This window comes from Actinomycetota bacterium, from assembly GCA_040757835.1.
GTDB lineage: Bacteria > Actinomycetota > Geothermincolia > Geothermincolales > RBG-13-55-18 > SURF-21.
Map to the genome: position 1 here is coordinate 473,359 of JBFLWJ010000001.1, position 16,177 is coordinate 489,535.

The following is a 16,177-nucleotide window of genomic DNA, read 5'->3' on the forward strand; positions in this document are numbered from 1 at the left end:
CCTCACCTCGCGGACGCGGCGCGGCCCCGCCGCAACAGGGGGCGCAGGTATTCGCCGGTGTACGAGGAGGGCGTTGCCGCGATGTCCTCGGGCGTGCCCGCAGCCACCAGGTAGCCGCCCTCTCCTCCCCCCTCCGGGCCCAGGTCGATGATCCAGTCGGCGCACTTAATGACGTCCAGGTTGTGCTCGATGATGAGCACGGTGTTGCCGGAACCCACCAGCCCCTGCAGCATGGCCAGGAGCTTGTCGATATCGTCGAAGTGCAGGCCGGTGGTGGGCTCGTCCAGCATGTAAAGGGTCTTTCCCGTGGCCCGCTTGTTCAGCTCGGAGGAGAGCTTTACCCTCTGAGCCTCTCCCCCCGAGAGGGTGGGAGCGGGCTGCCCCAGCTTGATGTAGCCCAGGCCAACGTCGTTCAGGGTCTGCAGCTTGCGGCGGATGGGCGGGATGGCGGAGAAGAAGTCCAGGGCCTCTTCCACCGACATGTCCAGTACCTCGCTTATGTTGCGCCCCTTGTAGGCCACCTCCAGGGTCTCGTCGTTGTAACGCTTGCCCTTGCACACCTCGCAGGGGATGAAAACATCCGGAAGGAAGTGCATCTCTATCTTGATGGTGCCGTCGCCGCGGCAGGACTCGCACCTGCCCCCCCGCACGTTGAAACTGAAACGCCCCGGTTTGTATCCGCGCACGCGGGCCTCCACCGTATCCGCGAAGAGGGCACGGATGGAATCGAAGACGCCGGTATAGGTGGCGGGGTTGGAGCGCGGCGTGCGCCCTATGGGGCTCTGGTCGATGTTGATGATCTTGTCGATGTGCTCGATGCCGTCGATGCCCGCGTGCTTCCCCGGAGGGACGCGGGAATGGTAGAGGCGGCGCGCCAGCCCGCGGAAGAGCACGTCGTGCACCAGGGTGCTCTTGCCGGAACCTGAGACCCCGGTCACGCATACCAGCATCCCCAGGGGCACCTCCACGTCGATGCCCTTGAGGTTGTGCTCCTCCGCCCCCCTCACCACCAGGCTGCGGCCCTGCGGCGCGCGGCGGCGGTTCGGCATGGCGATGCTCTTGTCGCCGCGCAGGTACTGGGCGGTTATGGACTTGTGGCGCTTGAGCAGGCCGTCGAGGGGGCCGGTATAGACGATCTTGCCGCCGTGCTCTCCCGCTCCCGGGCCGATATCCACCAGCCAGTCCGCGGCCCGGATGGTGGCCTCGTCGTGCTCCACCACGATGAGGGTGTTGCCCATGTCCCGCAATTCCTCCAGGGTGGAGATGAGGCGGCGGTTGTCGCGCTGGTGCAGCCCGATTGAGGGCTCGTCCAATATATAGAGCACCCCCACCAGCCCCGAGCCGATCTGGGTGGCGAGGCGGATGCGCTGGGCCTCCCCCCCGGCCAGGGTGGCGGCGGCGCGGTCCAGCGAGAGGTAGTCCAGCCCCACGTCGACCAGGAAGCCCAGGCGCGACGACAGCTCCTTGAGGATGCGCCGCGCGATGGCCTCTTCGGTCGCGGTGAGGGGCAAATCCGCGAGGAAAGCGGTGCCATCGCGTATGGACAGCTCCGAGAGCTGGTGGATGTTGAGGCCGCCAATCGTCACCGCCAGGCTGGACGGTTTCAGGCGCGCCCCGCCGCAGGCCGGGCAGGGGCGCACGCTCATGAACTGGGCTATGCGGGAGCGGGAGTATTCCGATTCCGTCTCCTCGTAGCGCCGCTCCAGCCAGTTGACGATGCCCTCGAAGTCGGTGAAGTAAGAGCGGATGCGGCCGCGCCGGTTGCGGTAGCGCACGTAGACCTTCTCGCTGCCGGTGCCGTAGAGGATCTTCTCCCTCACCTCCTCCGGGAGGTCCTTGAAGGGAGTGGTCATGGCGAACTCGTACTTGTCAGCCAGCGCCTCTATGAGCCGGTATGAGAAGGAGGAGCTGCCGGGCCAGGGCACCACCGCGCCCTCCTCCAGGCTCAGTTCCGGGTTGGGCACCACCAGCTCGGGGTCTATGACCTGCAGGAAACCCAGGCCGCTGCACTCCGGGCAGGCCCCGTAAGGGCTGTTGAACGAGAACATGCGTGGCTCCAGCTCGGGCAGGGAGACATCGCACTCCGGGCAGGAGAAATGCTCGCTGAAGTAGCGGTCACCGTCTCCGTCCACCGCCACGATGACCATGCCCTCTCCCAGGTTCAGGGCGGTCTCCAGGCTATCGGCCAGGCGGCGGCGCACCCCCTCCTTGATCACCAGGCGGTCAACCACCACCTCGATGTCGTGGCGCTGATAGCGCTCCAGCCTGATGTCGTCTTCAAGGTCCAGCAACTCCCCGTCCACCCGCGCCCGCGCGAATCCCTTGCGGCGCACCTCCGAGAGCAGGCGGGAGTATTCCCCTTTGCGCCCCCGCACCACCGGGGCGAGGATGGAGAGGCGGGTGCCGTCCTCCATCTCCCCCACCCTCGCGATGATCTGCTGTGATGTCTGGCGTTCGATGGGCTTTCCGCACGAGGGGCAGTGGGCCTTGCCGATACGCGAGTAGAGCAGCCTCAGGTAGTCGTGCACCTCGGTGATGGTCCCCACCGTGGAGCGCGGGTTGCGGGTGGCGCTCTTCTGGTCGATGGAGATGGCCGGGGAGAGGCCGTCGATATGGTCCACGTCCGGCTTGTCCATCTGCCCCAGGAACTGGCGGGCGTAAGCGGAGAGGCTTTCCACGTACCGCCGCTGCCCCTCGGCGTAGATGGTGTCGAAGGCAAGGGATGACTTGCCGCTGCCCGATAGCCCGGTCATGACGATGAGCTTGTCCCGGGGCAGCTTGAGGTCGACGTTCTTCAGGTTGTGCTCGCGCGCCCCTCTAACCGTTATCCAGTCCATGGTCCTCCCGCACGCCCTGGCGGCGCAGCCTCTTCCTGAGGTCGGCGATCTCGTCGCGCAGGCGCGCCGCGTACTCGAAGCGCAGTTCATCCGAGGCCAGCCTCATCTCTTCCTCCAGGCCGAGGATGAGCCTCTCTATGTCGACTGCGGGCATCTCCTCCCGCTCCCGCCGTTTCACCCCGTAGGGTGCGTTCTCGTCGGGGAGGAGCACCATGTCCATTATATCGCTCACCCGTTTGCGGACGGTTTGAGGGTTGATGTCGTGCTCTCGGTTGAAGTCCACCTGCAACCGGCGGCGGCGCTCGGTCTCCTCGATGGCCCGGGCCATTGACTCGGTCACCTGCGAGGCGTACATGATCACCTGCCCGTTGACGTTCCGGGAGGCCCGCCCGATGGTCTGGATGAGCGAGCGCTCGTTACGCAGGAAGCCCTCTTTGTCCGCGTCGAGGATGGCCACCAGGGAGACCTCGGGCAGGTCCAGCCCCTCACGCAGCAGGTTGATACCCACTAGCACGTCGAACTCGCCCGTGCGCAGGTCGCGGATTATTTCCACGCGGTCCAGGGTGTCTATCTCGGAGTGCAGGTAGCGCACGCGCAGGCCCATCTCCAGCAGGTAGTCGGTGAGGTCCTCGGCCATGCGCTTGGTCAGGGTGGTGACCAGGGTCCTCTCCCCCGCCTCGACGCGTCCCCGCACCTCGCCGATGAGGTCGTCTATCTGCCCCTGGGCCGGCCGCACCACCAGCTCCGGGTCGACCAGGCCGGTGGGGCGGATGATCTGCTCCACCACCCGGCTGGAGACTTCCAGCTCCCAGGGACCCGGGGTGGCGCTGACGCAGACCATGCGCCCGGCGCGCTCGATGAACTCCTCGAACTTGAGGGGGCGGTTGTCCAGGGCCGAGGGCAGGCGGAAGCCGTACTCCACCAGGGTGCTCTTGCGCGAGCGGTCCCCCTCGTACATGGCGTGGAGCTGGGGGATGGTTATGTGCGACTCGTCGATGAACACCAGGTAGTCGTCGGGGAAGAAGTCGAGCAGGGTGTGGGGCGGTTCCCCCGGCCGCCTGCCGTCGAGGTGCCGGGAGTAGTTCTCCACCCCGGAGCAGTACCCCATCTCCCGCAGCATCTCAAGGTCGTAGGTGGTGCGCTGCAGCAGCCGTTGCGACTCCAGTAGTCTCCCCTCTCCCTCCAGCTCCGCCAGGCGGTCCGTGAGTTCAGCCCGTATCGAGACCAGCGCCCGCTCCAGGTTCTCGGGGCTGGTGAGGTAATGGGTGGCCGGATAGACCGCCAGGTGCTCCTCGCGGGTTATGACCTCGCCGCTGACGGGGTCGATGACCGTGAGGCGGTCCAGCTCGTCCCCGTAGAACTCGGCCCGGATGACCCTCTCCTCGTAACTGGGATATATCTCCAGGGTATCGCCCTTGAGGCGGAAGCGCCCCCGTGAGATCTCGTACTCGTTCCTCTCGTACTGCATGTCCACCAGCTGCCGCAGCACCTCTCGCAGGTCGTATTCCTTTCCGCGATGCAGCAGCAGGACGTGACGCAGGTACTCCTGGGGGCTGCCCAGGCCGTAGATGCAGGAGACGGAGGCCACCACGATGACGTCCTCGCGCGAGAGCAGGGCCGAGGTGGCGCGGTGGCGCAAGCGGTCGATGTCCTCGTTGATGGAGGTGTCCTTCTCGATGTAGGTGTCCGACTGCGGCACATAGGCCTCGGGCTGGTAATAGTCGTAGTAACTGACGAAGTACTCAACGGCGTTGTCCGGAAAGAGCTCGCGGAACTCGCCCACGAGCTGCGCCGCCAGGGTCTTATTGGGGGCGATGACCAGGGCCGGCCGGCGCACCGCGTTTATGACGTGGGCCATGGTGAAGGTCTTGCCCGAGCCTGTCACCCCGAGCAGGGTCTGGTAGCGCTCGCCCTCCCTCAGTCCCTCCGCCAGGGCGGCGATGGCCGCCGGCTGGTCGCCGCGGGGCGAGAGTTCATCGTTGATGCGGAAGTCGCCCATGTCGCGTCCACCTCAGTCCAGCAGTCCAGGAAGCTCCCTCAGGTCGCGGACCGATTCTCCCGGGAAATCGGGGAAACGGCCCCAGCGGTCGAGGAGCACGGCCCGCATGCCCGCCTCGCGGGCTCCGTCGTAGTCGGAGATGGGCGAGTCGCCCACGTGCAGGGCGCGTCGCGGCGGGACACCTCCCCGCTCAAGCGCCAGCTCGTAGATGCGCGGGTGGGGTTTCTCGTAGTCCTCCTTGCCCGATATCACCAGCACCTCGAGGTATTCGAGCAGGCCCAGGTCGTCCAGTAGGTCCTCCAGCCAGGGCTCGAAGTTGGAGATGAGGCCCATGCGCAAGCCGCGCCGGCGCAGCTCCCGCAGGGTCTCGAGGGCGTCGTGGTATGCGCCGTAGTTGGCTGGCAGGGAGAAGGTGTCGTAGAGGGCCAGGGGGAGCGCTCCGTCACCCTGCTCGTAGCCCATCTCGCGCACCAGGCCGCCGTAGAAGTCAAGCCAGAAGCGGCGCGACTTGCTGCTCTCGTTGGAGAAGGTATAACCCTGGCGCTGCCGTTCTTCCACCCCCGCCATTAGGGAACGCGTCGCCGTGCGCAGGATGTCCAGGTCCACCTCCAGTCCGTGCTCCGAGCACACCTGCATGAAGAGCTCGGGGAAGGAGGGCATGGGGTGCACCAGGGTCTCCCCGGCGTCAAAGAAGACGAAATCTATCTCCCGGCTGGCCATGGTGGTTGTTCTACCTCCTCGCGGTCGCTATCATTAACTCAATAAAGGGCCCATCACGAGCCCTGAGATAATAATATCACGCGCTACCGTCAGGAGGTCGAGGGGCCGGTGCAGAATAACTGCCGCAAGCTCAGGGGATGTCCCGCCAGCCAGTACCTTGCGTGCGAAGCCTACCTGCGTGGATTGGAATGCTGGCAGATCGACCAGCCGAGGTGTTCCCAGGAGTTGCGTTTCTGCCTGCAGTACGGGTGTCCCGTCTACGAGCGCTACAGCACCGAGATCGAGGGGGCCCTGCGCGACAAGGCCATGGAGCGGGGCGCCAGGGGCTGACGGACAGGGCCTATCCGACGTCCACGTTGGCGCTGATGCGTTCGATGCATGCCTCTATATAACCGGGGTCTTTCACGGTGATGCGTACGGCCTTTTCCGGGCAGGCGGCGGCGCAGCGCCCGCACCCCTTACACTCCTCTCCCACCTCCGCCTTGCCTCCGTCGAGCCTCATCTGGCGGAAGATACAGGCGTCTACGCAGGCGCCGCAGGCCGTGCAGTCCGCGGTGACCGCCACCTCTATACCCTCCAGGCGCGTGATGATATCGCGCACGCCGCGCGGCGCATAGTGGAGGGGGGTGATCAGGCAGCAGCAGGGGCAGCACTGGCAGATTGTCATGAGGCGGTCGGGTTTGCTCACCCCCGTCATCACCGCGTCGAAATCGATCCTGCCGATCATCGGCACAAGGCCCATCCCGGCGCCTTCGTGCAGGTAAGCGAGGGCCTCCTCCCTGCTGACGCGCCTCCCGATGTGCGGCGCGATCTCGCGCGCTCCCTCGCCGATGAACAGGCATCCGCGGTCGATGGGGAAGTCCTTGCATTGAAAGGAGCGGCGGCAGGGGCAGAAATCTATGATCACATGGTGTCCGGCCCGGTTGATGAAATGGTCCACCACCGAGATGGGCATGGGCGTGCCGCCGGCGTGCTCAATACTTTCGTTTACGGGGATGAAGGTGGCGCTGGTGCCCCTCGCCTTCAGGACGGGCGGGAGCAGGGAGCGCAGCACCGGCCAGTTGGCCATCTTGAACATGGTATCCTTGTGCCTGCTGGTGTCCGCGAACCACTCGAAACCCCGTCTGCTCCTGGCCATCTCTTTTAGCCCTCCCTTTCAGTCCCCGTACCCGTATGCGCCGGCCTTATCCAGCCGCGGCCCTGCGCGATATCTCCTCCCATGCCCTGTCCACCTCGCGGCGCAGCTCATCCAGGTCACCCTCGTTGTGGATGACACAGTCGGCGAAGGCCAGCCTCTCCTCCCTGGGGACCTGGGCGCCGATGCGGGCCAGGGCTTCCTCGCGGGTCCCGCCGCGGTCCCTCAAGATGCGTTCCACCTGCACCTCGGGGGAGGCGTCCACCACCAGGGTGAAGTCGAACATGCGCGCCGCTTTCACGTCCACGAGCAGGGGGATGTCAAGGACCGCCACGCCCTTCCCCCCGGTCTCCGCGTCCCGGGCCTGCAGGCGCTCGAACATGAGCTGGAAGATACGGGGATGGGTGACGGAGTTGAGATATAACCTCTCGGACGTGTCGGAGAAGACGATATCGGCCAGTTTCGCGCGGTCGATCTCCCCCCGCCCGTCCAGAACGGATTCTCCGAAGTGCTCGACGATATCCTGCCAGGCCGGCTTGCCTTTCTCCACCACCTCCCGCGCCAGGAGGTCGCTGCAGAGCACGTAGGCGCCCCTCTCCGCCAGCATCTCCGCCACGCTGCTCTTGCCGCTGGCTATCCCTCCCGTCAACGCCACCACGAACACGTTACCCACCTTCCATGCAAGCGAGCCAGCAGGGGATGAGGTCGGCCGCAGGCCGGCCGGTCCGACGCGCAATATTATATGTTCTGGCGGGGAGTGCGTATAGCGATGAAAAACAAAGGGGCATGCGAGATGCCCCTTTGTATATCTCCAGAAGCGGCGTCGGCCGCTACTTCTTCTCCTTCTTCATGTCCCGGATGATTGACTCCAGGCTGCCCTCTGGGAGGTCTTCCTCTTCCTCTTCGTCGGACTCCTCGGGGGCAACTTCCGTCGCTTCCTCGATTGCGGCCTCCACCGCTTCCCCTGCGGCGGCCTCTTCAAGGACCTCCTCGGCCACCTCCGCGGCAACGGCCTCCTCGACGGCCTCGGTGACCGCCTCGGTCAGCTCCTCTTCCACCGCTTCCTCTACGGCTTCCGCGATCTCTGCCACGACCTCCGCGGGGACGGGCTCGCCGCTGGCGTCCTCCAGTTCCTGGACGATCTCGGCGACCATCTCTTCCTCGATGTTCTCGGCGATCTCGGTGACCACGGCTTCCTCCACCGCCTCGACCACGGCCTCCTCGAGCGCCTCCTCAATGGCCGCCTCTGCCTCGGCCTCCACTATCTCTTCGGCGGCCGCCTCCACTGCGGCCTCATCCCCGGGGAGAGCCTCGTAGTACTCCTCATCGTCCAGCTCTCCCATGATCTGCTTGAGGCTGAGGCTGATTCGCCGGCGGTCGATGTCGATGTCGATGACCTTGACCTCGATCTCCTGGTTCACCGCCACGACCTCGTCGGGCTGCTCCACGTGGCGGCGCGACAGCTCCGAGATGTGGATGAGTCCCTCGATGCCCGGCCTGACCTGCACGAAGGCCCCGAAGGGCACCAGCTTGGTCACCAGGCCGTTGATGACTTCTCCCACCTGCACGTCCCGGGAGAGCTGCTCCCAGGGGTCTGCCTGGCAGGCCTTGAGGCTCAGGGAGATGCGCTCGCGCTCCTTGTCCACCTCGAGGATCTCCACATCCACCTCGTCGCCTACCGAGAGCACCTCGCTTGGCTTCTCCACGTGGCACCACGACAGCTCCGAGATATGGATGAGTCCGTCGATCCCGCCCAGGTTCACGAAGGCCCCGAAGGACACGATGCTCGATACCTTGCCGCTCACGCGCATTCCCTTCTCCAGGTTGTCCAGGAGGATCTTGCGGCGCTCGGAGGCAGTCTCCTCCAGGAAGGCGCGGCGGGAGAGGACCACGTTGTTGCGGTTGCGGTCCATCTCGATGATCTTGCAGGTAAGCCTGCCGCCCAGGAAGGAGTGCAGCTCCTTGACGCGGTGCACGTCGATGAGGGACGCGGGGAGGAACCCGCGCAGGCCGATATCGAGGATCAGCCCTCCCTTCACCACCTCGATGACCTCGCCCTCGATGGGCTCGTTCTCGAGCATGCCCTTCTCGAGCTGGTTCCACGAGCGCTCGTACTGCGCCCGCTTCTTAGAGAGGATGAGCCTTCCCTCCTTGTCCTCCTTCTGCAGTACAAGGGCGTCGATCTCGTCCCCTACCTTCACCACTTCCTCGGTCTTCACGCCGTAGCGTATGGACAGCTCCCGCGCCGGGATCACCCCCTCGGATTTGTATCCGATGTCCAGGAGAACCTCGTCCTTGTCCACTTTGACCACGGTACCCGCGATGATGTCGCCTTCCGAGAAGATCTTGATGGTCTTGTCGTAGTTGGGGACTTCGTCTTCGGAGTAATCGAAGTTGGTCAGTGGGGCGGTCAGTCCGGGGATCTCAGCGGGGTTGACAGGGTCGTACTCTCGTTCGGTTTGGTCCAGCATTCGTTCCGTTCCTCCAGTATGTTTTATTTGCCACGGCCCCTCCTCAATAAGGTACAGGCGCACAGCGGATATATTTTAGCACTTCTTAACCTGTCATGCACCTTGACTTACGCTGACTTAAACTGATCTGGAGCATGTTTTATACCCCGCACACGCATTCTCCGGCGGGACAGCCCCGATAGCGGCCGGAGGGGGGGTGGGGCGAACGGGACGGTCGTGACCGCCGGAATGGCCCGGCAAGGCAACGCGTGTTTCATCGAAAACTTAATAAGCTAGCTGCGTTTTCATGCCCTTAAAAAGAGGTGGACGGGGGCGTGGTTTTACAAGATACTCTATGGGGGAGAAAACCGGACCCACGCCCTCGCGGGCGCACCGGATCGAAAAGGGAATGGTTTACAGCGCCGGGCGGAAGGTTTCTCCGTCCATCCGTCATCCGGCAAACAGGCAGCCTAAACGGAGGGGTTCTACGTATTCAGGAAGGGAGTGATCCGATGGGTGCGAAAGCCAAGAAAAACCCTGTGCCCAGGGCATCCATCCCGCTCAACCCGGTGTTCAACTGGTCGGTCGGGAACTGGATGGAGTATTTCTACGACAGCCTGAAAGAGGGCAAGATCATGGGCTCGAAATGTCCCGCATGTGGCCGTGTGTCCCTGCCTCCGCGCATGGTCTGCGAGGTCTGCTTCGCCAAGACGGAGGACTGGGTGGAACTGCCCCCCACGGGGACGGTGCAGGCATGCACCGTGGCCTCCGTGAAGGTGGCCGAGAACGGCGACCTGGTGGACCTGGAGGCCCCCGAGGTCATCGCCATGGTCAAGCACGACGGGGCGGACACCTGCATCGCCGCGCGCGTCGAGGGCGCGGACGCCTCCGTGGGCATGAAGGTCGAGGCGGTCATCGACACCGGGGCCGCGAACGTACTGGACCTGCTCGCGGCCTACAGGCCGCTGGGATGAGGGAGGCGATGACATGGATAAAGACGTAGCCATCATCGCCTATGCGCAGACCCCATACTCGGCCGATGCCGACGCCTCCCGTGAGCTGCAGGTGCTGCAGGTCACCAAGGCGGCGCTAGAGGCAGCGGGCCTGAAGCGCGAGGACCTGGACACGGTGATCACCGCCAACAACGACTACCTGGACGGGCGCACCATCTCCAACATGCGTCTGGTGGAGCCCTCGGGAGCCTGGCGCAAGAACGAGTCCAAGGTGGAGATGGACGGGGCCTTCGCGATGCTCTACGCCATCACCCGCATCCTCTCCGGAGACCACGACATCGCCCTGGTGGTGGGCGAGAGCCAGGCGTCGGTCTACGGCACTTACCTGCCGGGGATCATGCTGCTCGACCCCACCTTCGACCGCCAGCGCTGGCTCCTCAACGAGGTGTCCGCGGCAGCCCTGCAGGCCTCGGCTTACATGGCGGCCTCGGGCGTGAGCGCGGAGCAGATAGCTGCCGTTGCCGCGAAAAACCTGGAAAACGCCGCACTCAACCCCCTGGCGCTGCGCTCCCTCAAGGGGGCCGACGCCAAGAAGGTGCTGGCTTCGCGGCCCCTCTACTCCCCTATCACCGAGCTGATGGCCTCCCCCCTCTGCGACGGAGCCTGTGCCGTGGTGCTGGCCTCCGGGAAGGCCGCGGCAAAGGCGAAAGACCCGGTGTGGGTGAAGGGAGTGGGCATGTCCCACGACTCCTACCTCACGGAGCGCGATTCACTCGACAGCATGGGCTCGCTCAAGCTCGCCGCCGAGGCCTGCTACAAGCAGGCGGGCATCGATGACCCCGCCTCCCAGATCGACCTGGCCGAGGTGCACGAGTATTTCGCCCACGAGGAACTCATGGCTTACGAGGCCCTGGGCTTCTGCGAACCCCTCAAGGGCGGCGACTTCTTCGCTTCCGGCGCCACCGCACTCGACGGTAAGCTGCCGGTTAACGCCTCCGGCGGCGCGTCGGGCGCCAACGTGGCCTGCGTCGCCGGCCTGGCCCGTATCGTCGAGGCGGCCATGCAGATACGGGGCGATGCCGGCAAGCACCAGGTCAAGGGAGTAAAGACCGCCGTCGCCCACGGGCAGACGGGGATATGCGCCCAGGAGAACATCGTCTACGTGCTGGGAGGTGAGTGAGATGGCGAAGAACGAAGTAGCGGTAGTGGGAGTCGGCCTCTCCAAGCACGTCAGCAAACGCCGTGACGTCAACATCGCTGAGCTGGTGTGGGAGGCGGTTAGCGCATGCTACGAGGACGCCGGCCTCAAGCCCGGTGACGTGGACGCCTTCGCCACAGGGAACATGCCCGCATTCGAGGGCGTTAACATGCCGGAGGAGTGGGGCGCCGGCCACTGGGGCGCCTATAAGAAGCCATTGATTCGCATCACCACCGGCGGCACCACCGGAGGGTCGGTGGCACACGGAGGCTATTACCTGGTGGGCTCGGGGATGTACGACACGGTGATGTGCATCGCCTTCGAGAAGCAGTCCGACGGCAACTCGACCATGGGCCTCAACACCGTCGCCCTAGCCGACGCCGCGGCGCAGCTGCAACTGGGCGTCGACCCCGGCTTCATAGCGGCTTTCGGGGGCGGCGCGGTCGGCGTGGCTGTATACCAGGCATCCGCCTACATGAAGAGCAGCGGCTGCACCACGCAGCACCTGGACAAGGTGTCGGCATTGTGCCGCAACAACGCCGCCCTCAACCCCTACTCGCACCTGAAGCAGCCAGGCCTCACGCCGGAGGAGGTGGCCAAGACCACCCTGCTGCAGTACCCCATCCGCTTCGGGCACGTCTGCCCGGCCACGGACGGGGCCTGCGCCATGCTCTTCACCACCGGCGAGAAGGCCAGGAAGCTGACGGACAAGCCCGCTTACGTGCTCTCCTGCGCGTCGGCCTCGGACGAGGCCGCCCTGGTGGGCATCTCCGGGTCAGGCACCACCAACGCCGACCCCTGCGAGCAGGAGAGCTGCAGGATAGCGGCGGCGCGCGCCTACGAGATCGCGGGCATCAAGGACCCGCGTAACGAGATCGACCTCGCGGAGCCCTACGCTCCCTTCGCGCACCAGCTGCTCATGTTCTACGAGCGGCTGCTCCTCTGCAACGAGGGGGAGGCGCCGTCCATCCTCGACTCGGGTTCCATGAACCTGGACGGGGAGCTGCCGGTGTGCCCCTCCGGCGGGGTCATCTCCACCAACGCCATCGGCGCTTCGGCCATGGAGCGCATCGCGGAATGCGCCCTGCAGATCATGGGCAAGTGCGGCGAGCGTCAGGTGCAGAAGGATGTCCACAAGGCCGTGGCACACGGCTGGGGCGGAGCGGTGAACCTCAACGTGGTCGCCGTACTGTCGGATGAGCCGAGGAGGTAGCGCCATGGAGTACAAAGACGAGACCATCGCCATCGAGGGAAGCTGGAACCTGGCCACCTGGGAGTGGAAACTGGAGAGCATCGCCCTCATCCGCAAGACCTTTGATACGATGATGAAGGAGCACAAGCTGCTGGCCAACAAGTGCCCCAACTGCGGGCTGGTCTATTTCATGCCCAAGCCGTACTGCCGCTGCCTCTCCATCCCCGACGAGTGGGTGGAGATAAAGGACACCGGCACCATCACCACCTACACCTTCACCGGAGCCTGGGCGTACGAGGGCATCTCGGAAGATGAGGTGGCCGGCGAACCGATGATCTTCGCGGGCATCGTCTTCGACGGCTCGGACACCATGACCGTGAGCAACCTCGAGGGCATCGAACCCGAGAAGGTCCACGTGGGCATGCGGGTGAAGCTGAAGTGGCCGGAGGAGGTCACGGGCTCCTTGACCGATCTCGCACACGTCGTGCCATTGGAAGAGTAAGAAAGACCGCGGAGCCGGGTCCCATCCGGGGCCCGGCTTCTTCCATTATCCGCATCGACGAATGCCGGGTTGTTTTTTGCCCGGGGGTCATGGAAACGTGGGCGGGGCGTAAACGGCATACAGCCTATTTGACGTCGTACCAGGAGGGACCAACGCCGATATCGACCTTGAGGGGGACGTCGAGGTCGCAGGCGGACTCCATCTCTTGGCGCACTATCTCACGCACCCTATCTTCCTCAGCCTTCTCCACATCGCAGACCAGTTCGTCGTGGACCTGCAGGATCATGCGCGAGGCGAGTCCCTCGTCCCCGAGGCGGCGGTGGATGCGCAGCATGGCCACCTTGATGATGTCGGCCGCGCTGCCCTGGATGGGGGTGTTGAAGGCCAGCCGCTCCCCCAGGCGGCGCAGGCGCACGTTACCCTCGGCCAGCTCGGGGATCTCGCGGCGGCGCCCCAGGATGGTGGTGACATAGCCGTTTCTGGTCCCCTCCTCCACCTGCCGGTCCAAAAACTCCCTCACCCCCGGGAACTCGCGGAAATACTCCGCGATATAGGCCTCGGCCTCCTCCAGGTCTATTCCCAGCTGTTCGGAGAGGCCGAAGGGGCTGATGCCGTAGATGATGCCGAAGTTGATGGCCTTGGCCCGCCTGCGCTGCTCCGCCGTAACATCCTCGAAGGGGACGTCGAAGACCTCCGAGGCGGTGGACGCGTGGATGTCCCGGTCCTCCTCGAAGGCCCGGCGCAGGCCCTCGTCGCCCGAGAGGTGCGCCATCACCCGCAGCTCGATCTGGGAGTAATCCGCGGAGAGGATGAGTCCGTCCGGCGAGGTGGGAAGGAAGGCCTTGCGGATGTTCTTTCCCAGCTCCGTGCGGACGGGGATGTTCTGGAGGTTGGGGTTGCTGGATGACAGTCGCCCGGTGGCGGTGACCGCCTGGTTGAAGCAGGCGTGCAGCCTGCCGGTGGCGGGGTCGACCAGCCTCGGGAGCGCGCACACGTAGGTGTTGAGGAGTTTCGACAGCTCGCGGTAGCGCACCAGCACGGCCGCTATGGGGTGCAGGTCGGAGAGGGCGGTGAGGACGCCGATATCCGTCGCGAACCCCGTCTTGGTGCGTTTCACCGGCGGTAGCTCCAGGACCTCGAAGAGGATGCGCGAGAGCTGCTGCGGCGAGTTGAGGTTGAAGCTCTCCCCCGCCAGTTCGTATGCCCTGTTCTCCAGGCCGGAGAGTTCGCCCTCCAACTCCTCCTGCATGGCGGCAAGGATATCGGTGTCCAGGCGGATGCCCCTTACCTCCATCTCCGCCAGGACCTCCTGCAGCGGCATCTCCACGTCCTCGAAGAGCGGGCGCAGTCCCCTGGCGTTAAGCTCCGCTTCAAGCGGCGGCACCATCTCCCCCACCGCCGCGGCATAACGCGCGTCCTGATCGGCCATGGCTTCCTCCTCCTGCAGGAGGTCCATCTGGCCCGAGGGCCCCGAGGGCAGGGGGGCGCGCAGGTAGCGGATGGCGGCGCTCTCCAGGTCATGCTTGGAGCCGGAGGGGTCCACCAGGTAGGAGGCCAGCTCGATGTCGAAATCGAAGCGGGGGTAAGTGCCGTAGAGCCTGGCGCATTGCACCATGACGTCCTTGCCGCGGTAGCAGCTCAGGCGCAGGCCGGGAGCCGCGTTGAGCCCTTCCAGGAAGGTCCCGAAGAGCCTGCGTCCCCCGGCCTCGCCGAGGCCGAAACGGAACACCTCGCCCCCGCAGGCCACGCTCACCGCCTCCATGCGTCCGCGCGTATAGCCCTCGCCCTCGATGCGGCCGTAGAGGAAGGCCTCACCGCTATCGCCGCAGATGCGTAAAGCCTCATCCGCGGCGGCTTCGCTCTCGACGTCGCTGCGGGATGAGCCGGCGGTCTCCTCCGTTTTCAAGGTAGCACCGGACTCTGGAAAGAGCTGGGCCTTGAGGGCGAGCAGGCGCTCGTAGAGCTTCCTGAACTCCAGGGGATCGAAGACGCGGCGCACCTTTTCCTCGTCCCACGCCCGCAGCTCCCATTCTGCGGTGTCGCCGCCTTCCACGGGGACGTCGCGCCGCATGGTCGCGAGTTCTCGGCTCATGTCCGCGCTCTCGCGGTTCTCCTCCAGGGCTTTCCTGGCCTTTCCGGCCTTTATCTCCTCTATATGCTCGTATACGGCTTCCAGGCTGCCGTACTCCTTGATGAGAGCGGCTGCGGTCTTCTCGCCGATGCCCGGCACGCCCGGGATATTGTCGGAGGTGTCTCCCTTGAGCGCCAGGTAATCCACGATCTGGCCCGGCTCCACGCCGTACTTCTCCTTCACCGCTTCCGCGTCATATATCACGATGTCGGTGATGCCCTTGCGGTTGGTGACCACCTTGACCCGCTCGTCCACCAGTTGCAGGGCGTCGCGGTCAGAGGTGACGATGAAGACCTCGTCGTCCCGTGGTAGAACCTCCGTTAGCGTGGCCAGAACGTCGTCGGCCTCGAAGCCCTCCTGCTCCAGGGAGGGGATGTCCATGGCTTCCAGGACGGCATGGATGATATCCAGTTGCTCGCGCAGCTCGCCGGGCATGGGCTTGCGGTGCGCCTTGTACTCGGCGAACTTCTCGGTGCGGAAATGCGGCCTCCCCTTGTCGAAGGCCACGATCACCGCCTGGGGCTTGAGGTCCTCCATTACCTTGATGAGCATGGAGGTGAAGCCGTATACGGCATTGGTCAGCTGCCCCGAGGAGGTGGCGAGGTCGGGCGGCAAGGCGTAGAAAGCCCGGTAAGCCAGGCTGTGGCCGTCGATGAGCACCCATCGCTTGGACGCCGGCAATTCTATCCCCCTCTCTTCTTTGCGGATTATCGCCCTGTCGGGGGTGAGGCTTGGGGACGGGGTTTATCGCCCCGTCCCCTCACCCAAGGAGAACGTGGATACATCATAACCCCCGCCAGTGACAAAAGGATCCGAGGCCGTTGTAGACTCAGCGCCTGTGGGATCCTGCTATGATCCTGCCAATGCCGCTTCCATACTTGGACCTATTCTACTCCCCAGGTCTCTCTGTGATTTCTTACAAATCAGCCATCTCCAGGAAAGCACCTTGCGGCTGGCCCAGTCCATGATGGCCACGAGGTAGGAAAAGCCCTTGCTCATGGGCAGGTAGGTGATGTCGGAAGCCCAAACGTGGTTGGCCCGGGTGATGTCGAGGCCGGAC

At 64.9% G+C, this 16,177-nt stretch carries 12 protein-coding genes and 1 pseudogene; 5 read left to right on the forward strand and 8 right to left on the reverse strand.

What is annotated here, in order from left to right; genetic code table 11:
* Nucleotides 1-2: 2 nt before the first annotated feature.
* From uvrA to AB1384_02170, 3 genes are read right to left on the reverse strand one after another with little or no spacing between them, the layout of a single operon-like run.
* Entirely contained in the window at nucleotides 3-2,837 is a 2,835-nt protein-coding gene (gene uvrA, locus AB1384_02160; GenBank protein MEW6553076.1) for an excinuclease ABC subunit UvrA, read from the reverse strand.
* Nucleotides 2,818-4,836 (reverse strand): excinuclease ABC subunit UvrB, encoded by a 2,019-nt coding sequence (gene uvrB, locus AB1384_02165; GenBank protein MEW6553077.1) that lies wholly within the window; start codon nucleotides 4,834-4,836, stop codon nucleotides 2,818-2,820. The genes uvrA and uvrB overlap by 20 nt, the downstream gene beginning before the upstream one ends.
* A 12-nt stretch (nucleotides 4,837-4,848) precedes the next feature.
* The gene (locus AB1384_02170; GenBank protein ID MEW6553078.1) at nucleotides 4,849-5,556 is read right to left on the reverse strand and encodes an HAD-IA family hydrolase; all 708 of its coding nucleotides are present in this window, start codon (nucleotides 5,554-5,556) and stop codon (nucleotides 4,849-4,851) included.
* Between the two features lie 108 nt (nucleotides 5,557-5,664).
* Between AB1384_02170 and AB1384_02175 the strand changes: the two genes are divergently transcribed.
* The gene (locus tag AB1384_02175) at nucleotides 5,665-5,886 is read left to right on the forward strand and encodes a hypothetical protein (GenBank protein MEW6553079.1); all 222 of its coding nucleotides are present in this window, start codon (nucleotides 5,665-5,667) and stop codon (nucleotides 5,884-5,886) included.
* 10 nt (nucleotides 5,887-5,896) lie between these two features.
* Here the strand turns inward: AB1384_02175 and AB1384_02180 are convergent, their stop codons facing one another.
* From AB1384_02180 to rpsA, 3 genes are all read right to left on the reverse strand, one after another.
* Nucleotides 5,897-6,694 carry a hypothetical protein gene (locus AB1384_02180; GenBank protein MEW6553080.1) on the reverse strand — a complete coding sequence of 266 codons (798 nt, stop codon included), beginning with the start codon at nucleotides 6,692-6,694 and terminating at the stop codon, nucleotides 5,897-5,899.
* Between the two features lie 46 nt (nucleotides 6,695-6,740).
* Nucleotides 6,741-7,355, reverse strand: a complete 615-nt coding sequence (coaE, locus tag AB1384_02185) for a dephospho-CoA kinase (GenBank protein ID MEW6553081.1) — start codon at nucleotides 7,353-7,355, stop codon at nucleotides 6,741-6,743.
* A gap of 166 nt (nucleotides 7,356-7,521) precedes the next feature.
* On the reverse strand, nucleotides 7,522-9,162 hold the full coding sequence (rpsA, locus tag AB1384_02190; protein MEW6553082.1) for a 30S ribosomal protein S1: 1,641 nt from the start codon (nucleotides 9,160-9,162) through the stop codon (nucleotides 7,522-7,524).
* A gap of 491 nt (nucleotides 9,163-9,653) precedes the next feature.
* On the opposite strand from rpsA, the gene AB1384_02195 reads away from it, so the two are divergent.
* From AB1384_02195 to AB1384_02210, 4 genes are read left to right on the forward strand one after another with little or no spacing between them, the layout of a single operon-like run.
* The gene (locus AB1384_02195) at nucleotides 9,654-10,115 is read left to right on the forward strand and encodes a Zn-ribbon domain-containing OB-fold protein (protein ID MEW6553083.1); all 462 of its coding nucleotides are present in this window, start codon (nucleotides 9,654-9,656) and stop codon (nucleotides 10,113-10,115) included.
* A 13-nt stretch (nucleotides 10,116-10,128) separates the two neighbouring features.
* Nucleotides 10,129-11,274, forward strand: a complete 1,146-nt coding sequence (locus AB1384_02200; protein MEW6553084.1) for a thiolase family protein — start codon at nucleotides 10,129-10,131, stop codon at nucleotides 11,272-11,274.
* 1 nt (nucleotide 11,275) lies between these two features.
* Nucleotides 11,276-12,505: a thiolase domain-containing protein gene (locus AB1384_02205; protein ID MEW6553085.1), complete on the forward strand. Its 1,230-nt coding sequence runs from the start codon at nucleotides 11,276-11,278 to the stop codon at nucleotides 12,503-12,505.
* Between the two features lie 4 nt (nucleotides 12,506-12,509).
* Complete coding sequence (locus AB1384_02210) at nucleotides 12,510-12,986, forward strand: OB-fold domain-containing protein (protein MEW6553086.1); 477 nt, start codon at nucleotides 12,510-12,512, stop codon at nucleotides 12,984-12,986.
* Between the two features lie 124 nt (nucleotides 12,987-13,110).
* Here the strand turns inward: AB1384_02210 and polA are convergent, their stop codons facing one another.
* Nucleotides 13,111-15,798: a DNA polymerase I gene (gene polA / locus AB1384_02215; GenBank protein MEW6553087.1), complete on the reverse strand. Its 2,688-nt coding sequence runs from the start codon at nucleotides 15,796-15,798 to the stop codon at nucleotides 13,111-13,113.
* 249 nt (nucleotides 15,799-16,047) lie between these two features.
* Nucleotides 16,048-16,177 (reverse strand): annotated as a pseudogene (locus AB1384_02220) (DDE-type integrase/transposase/recombinase).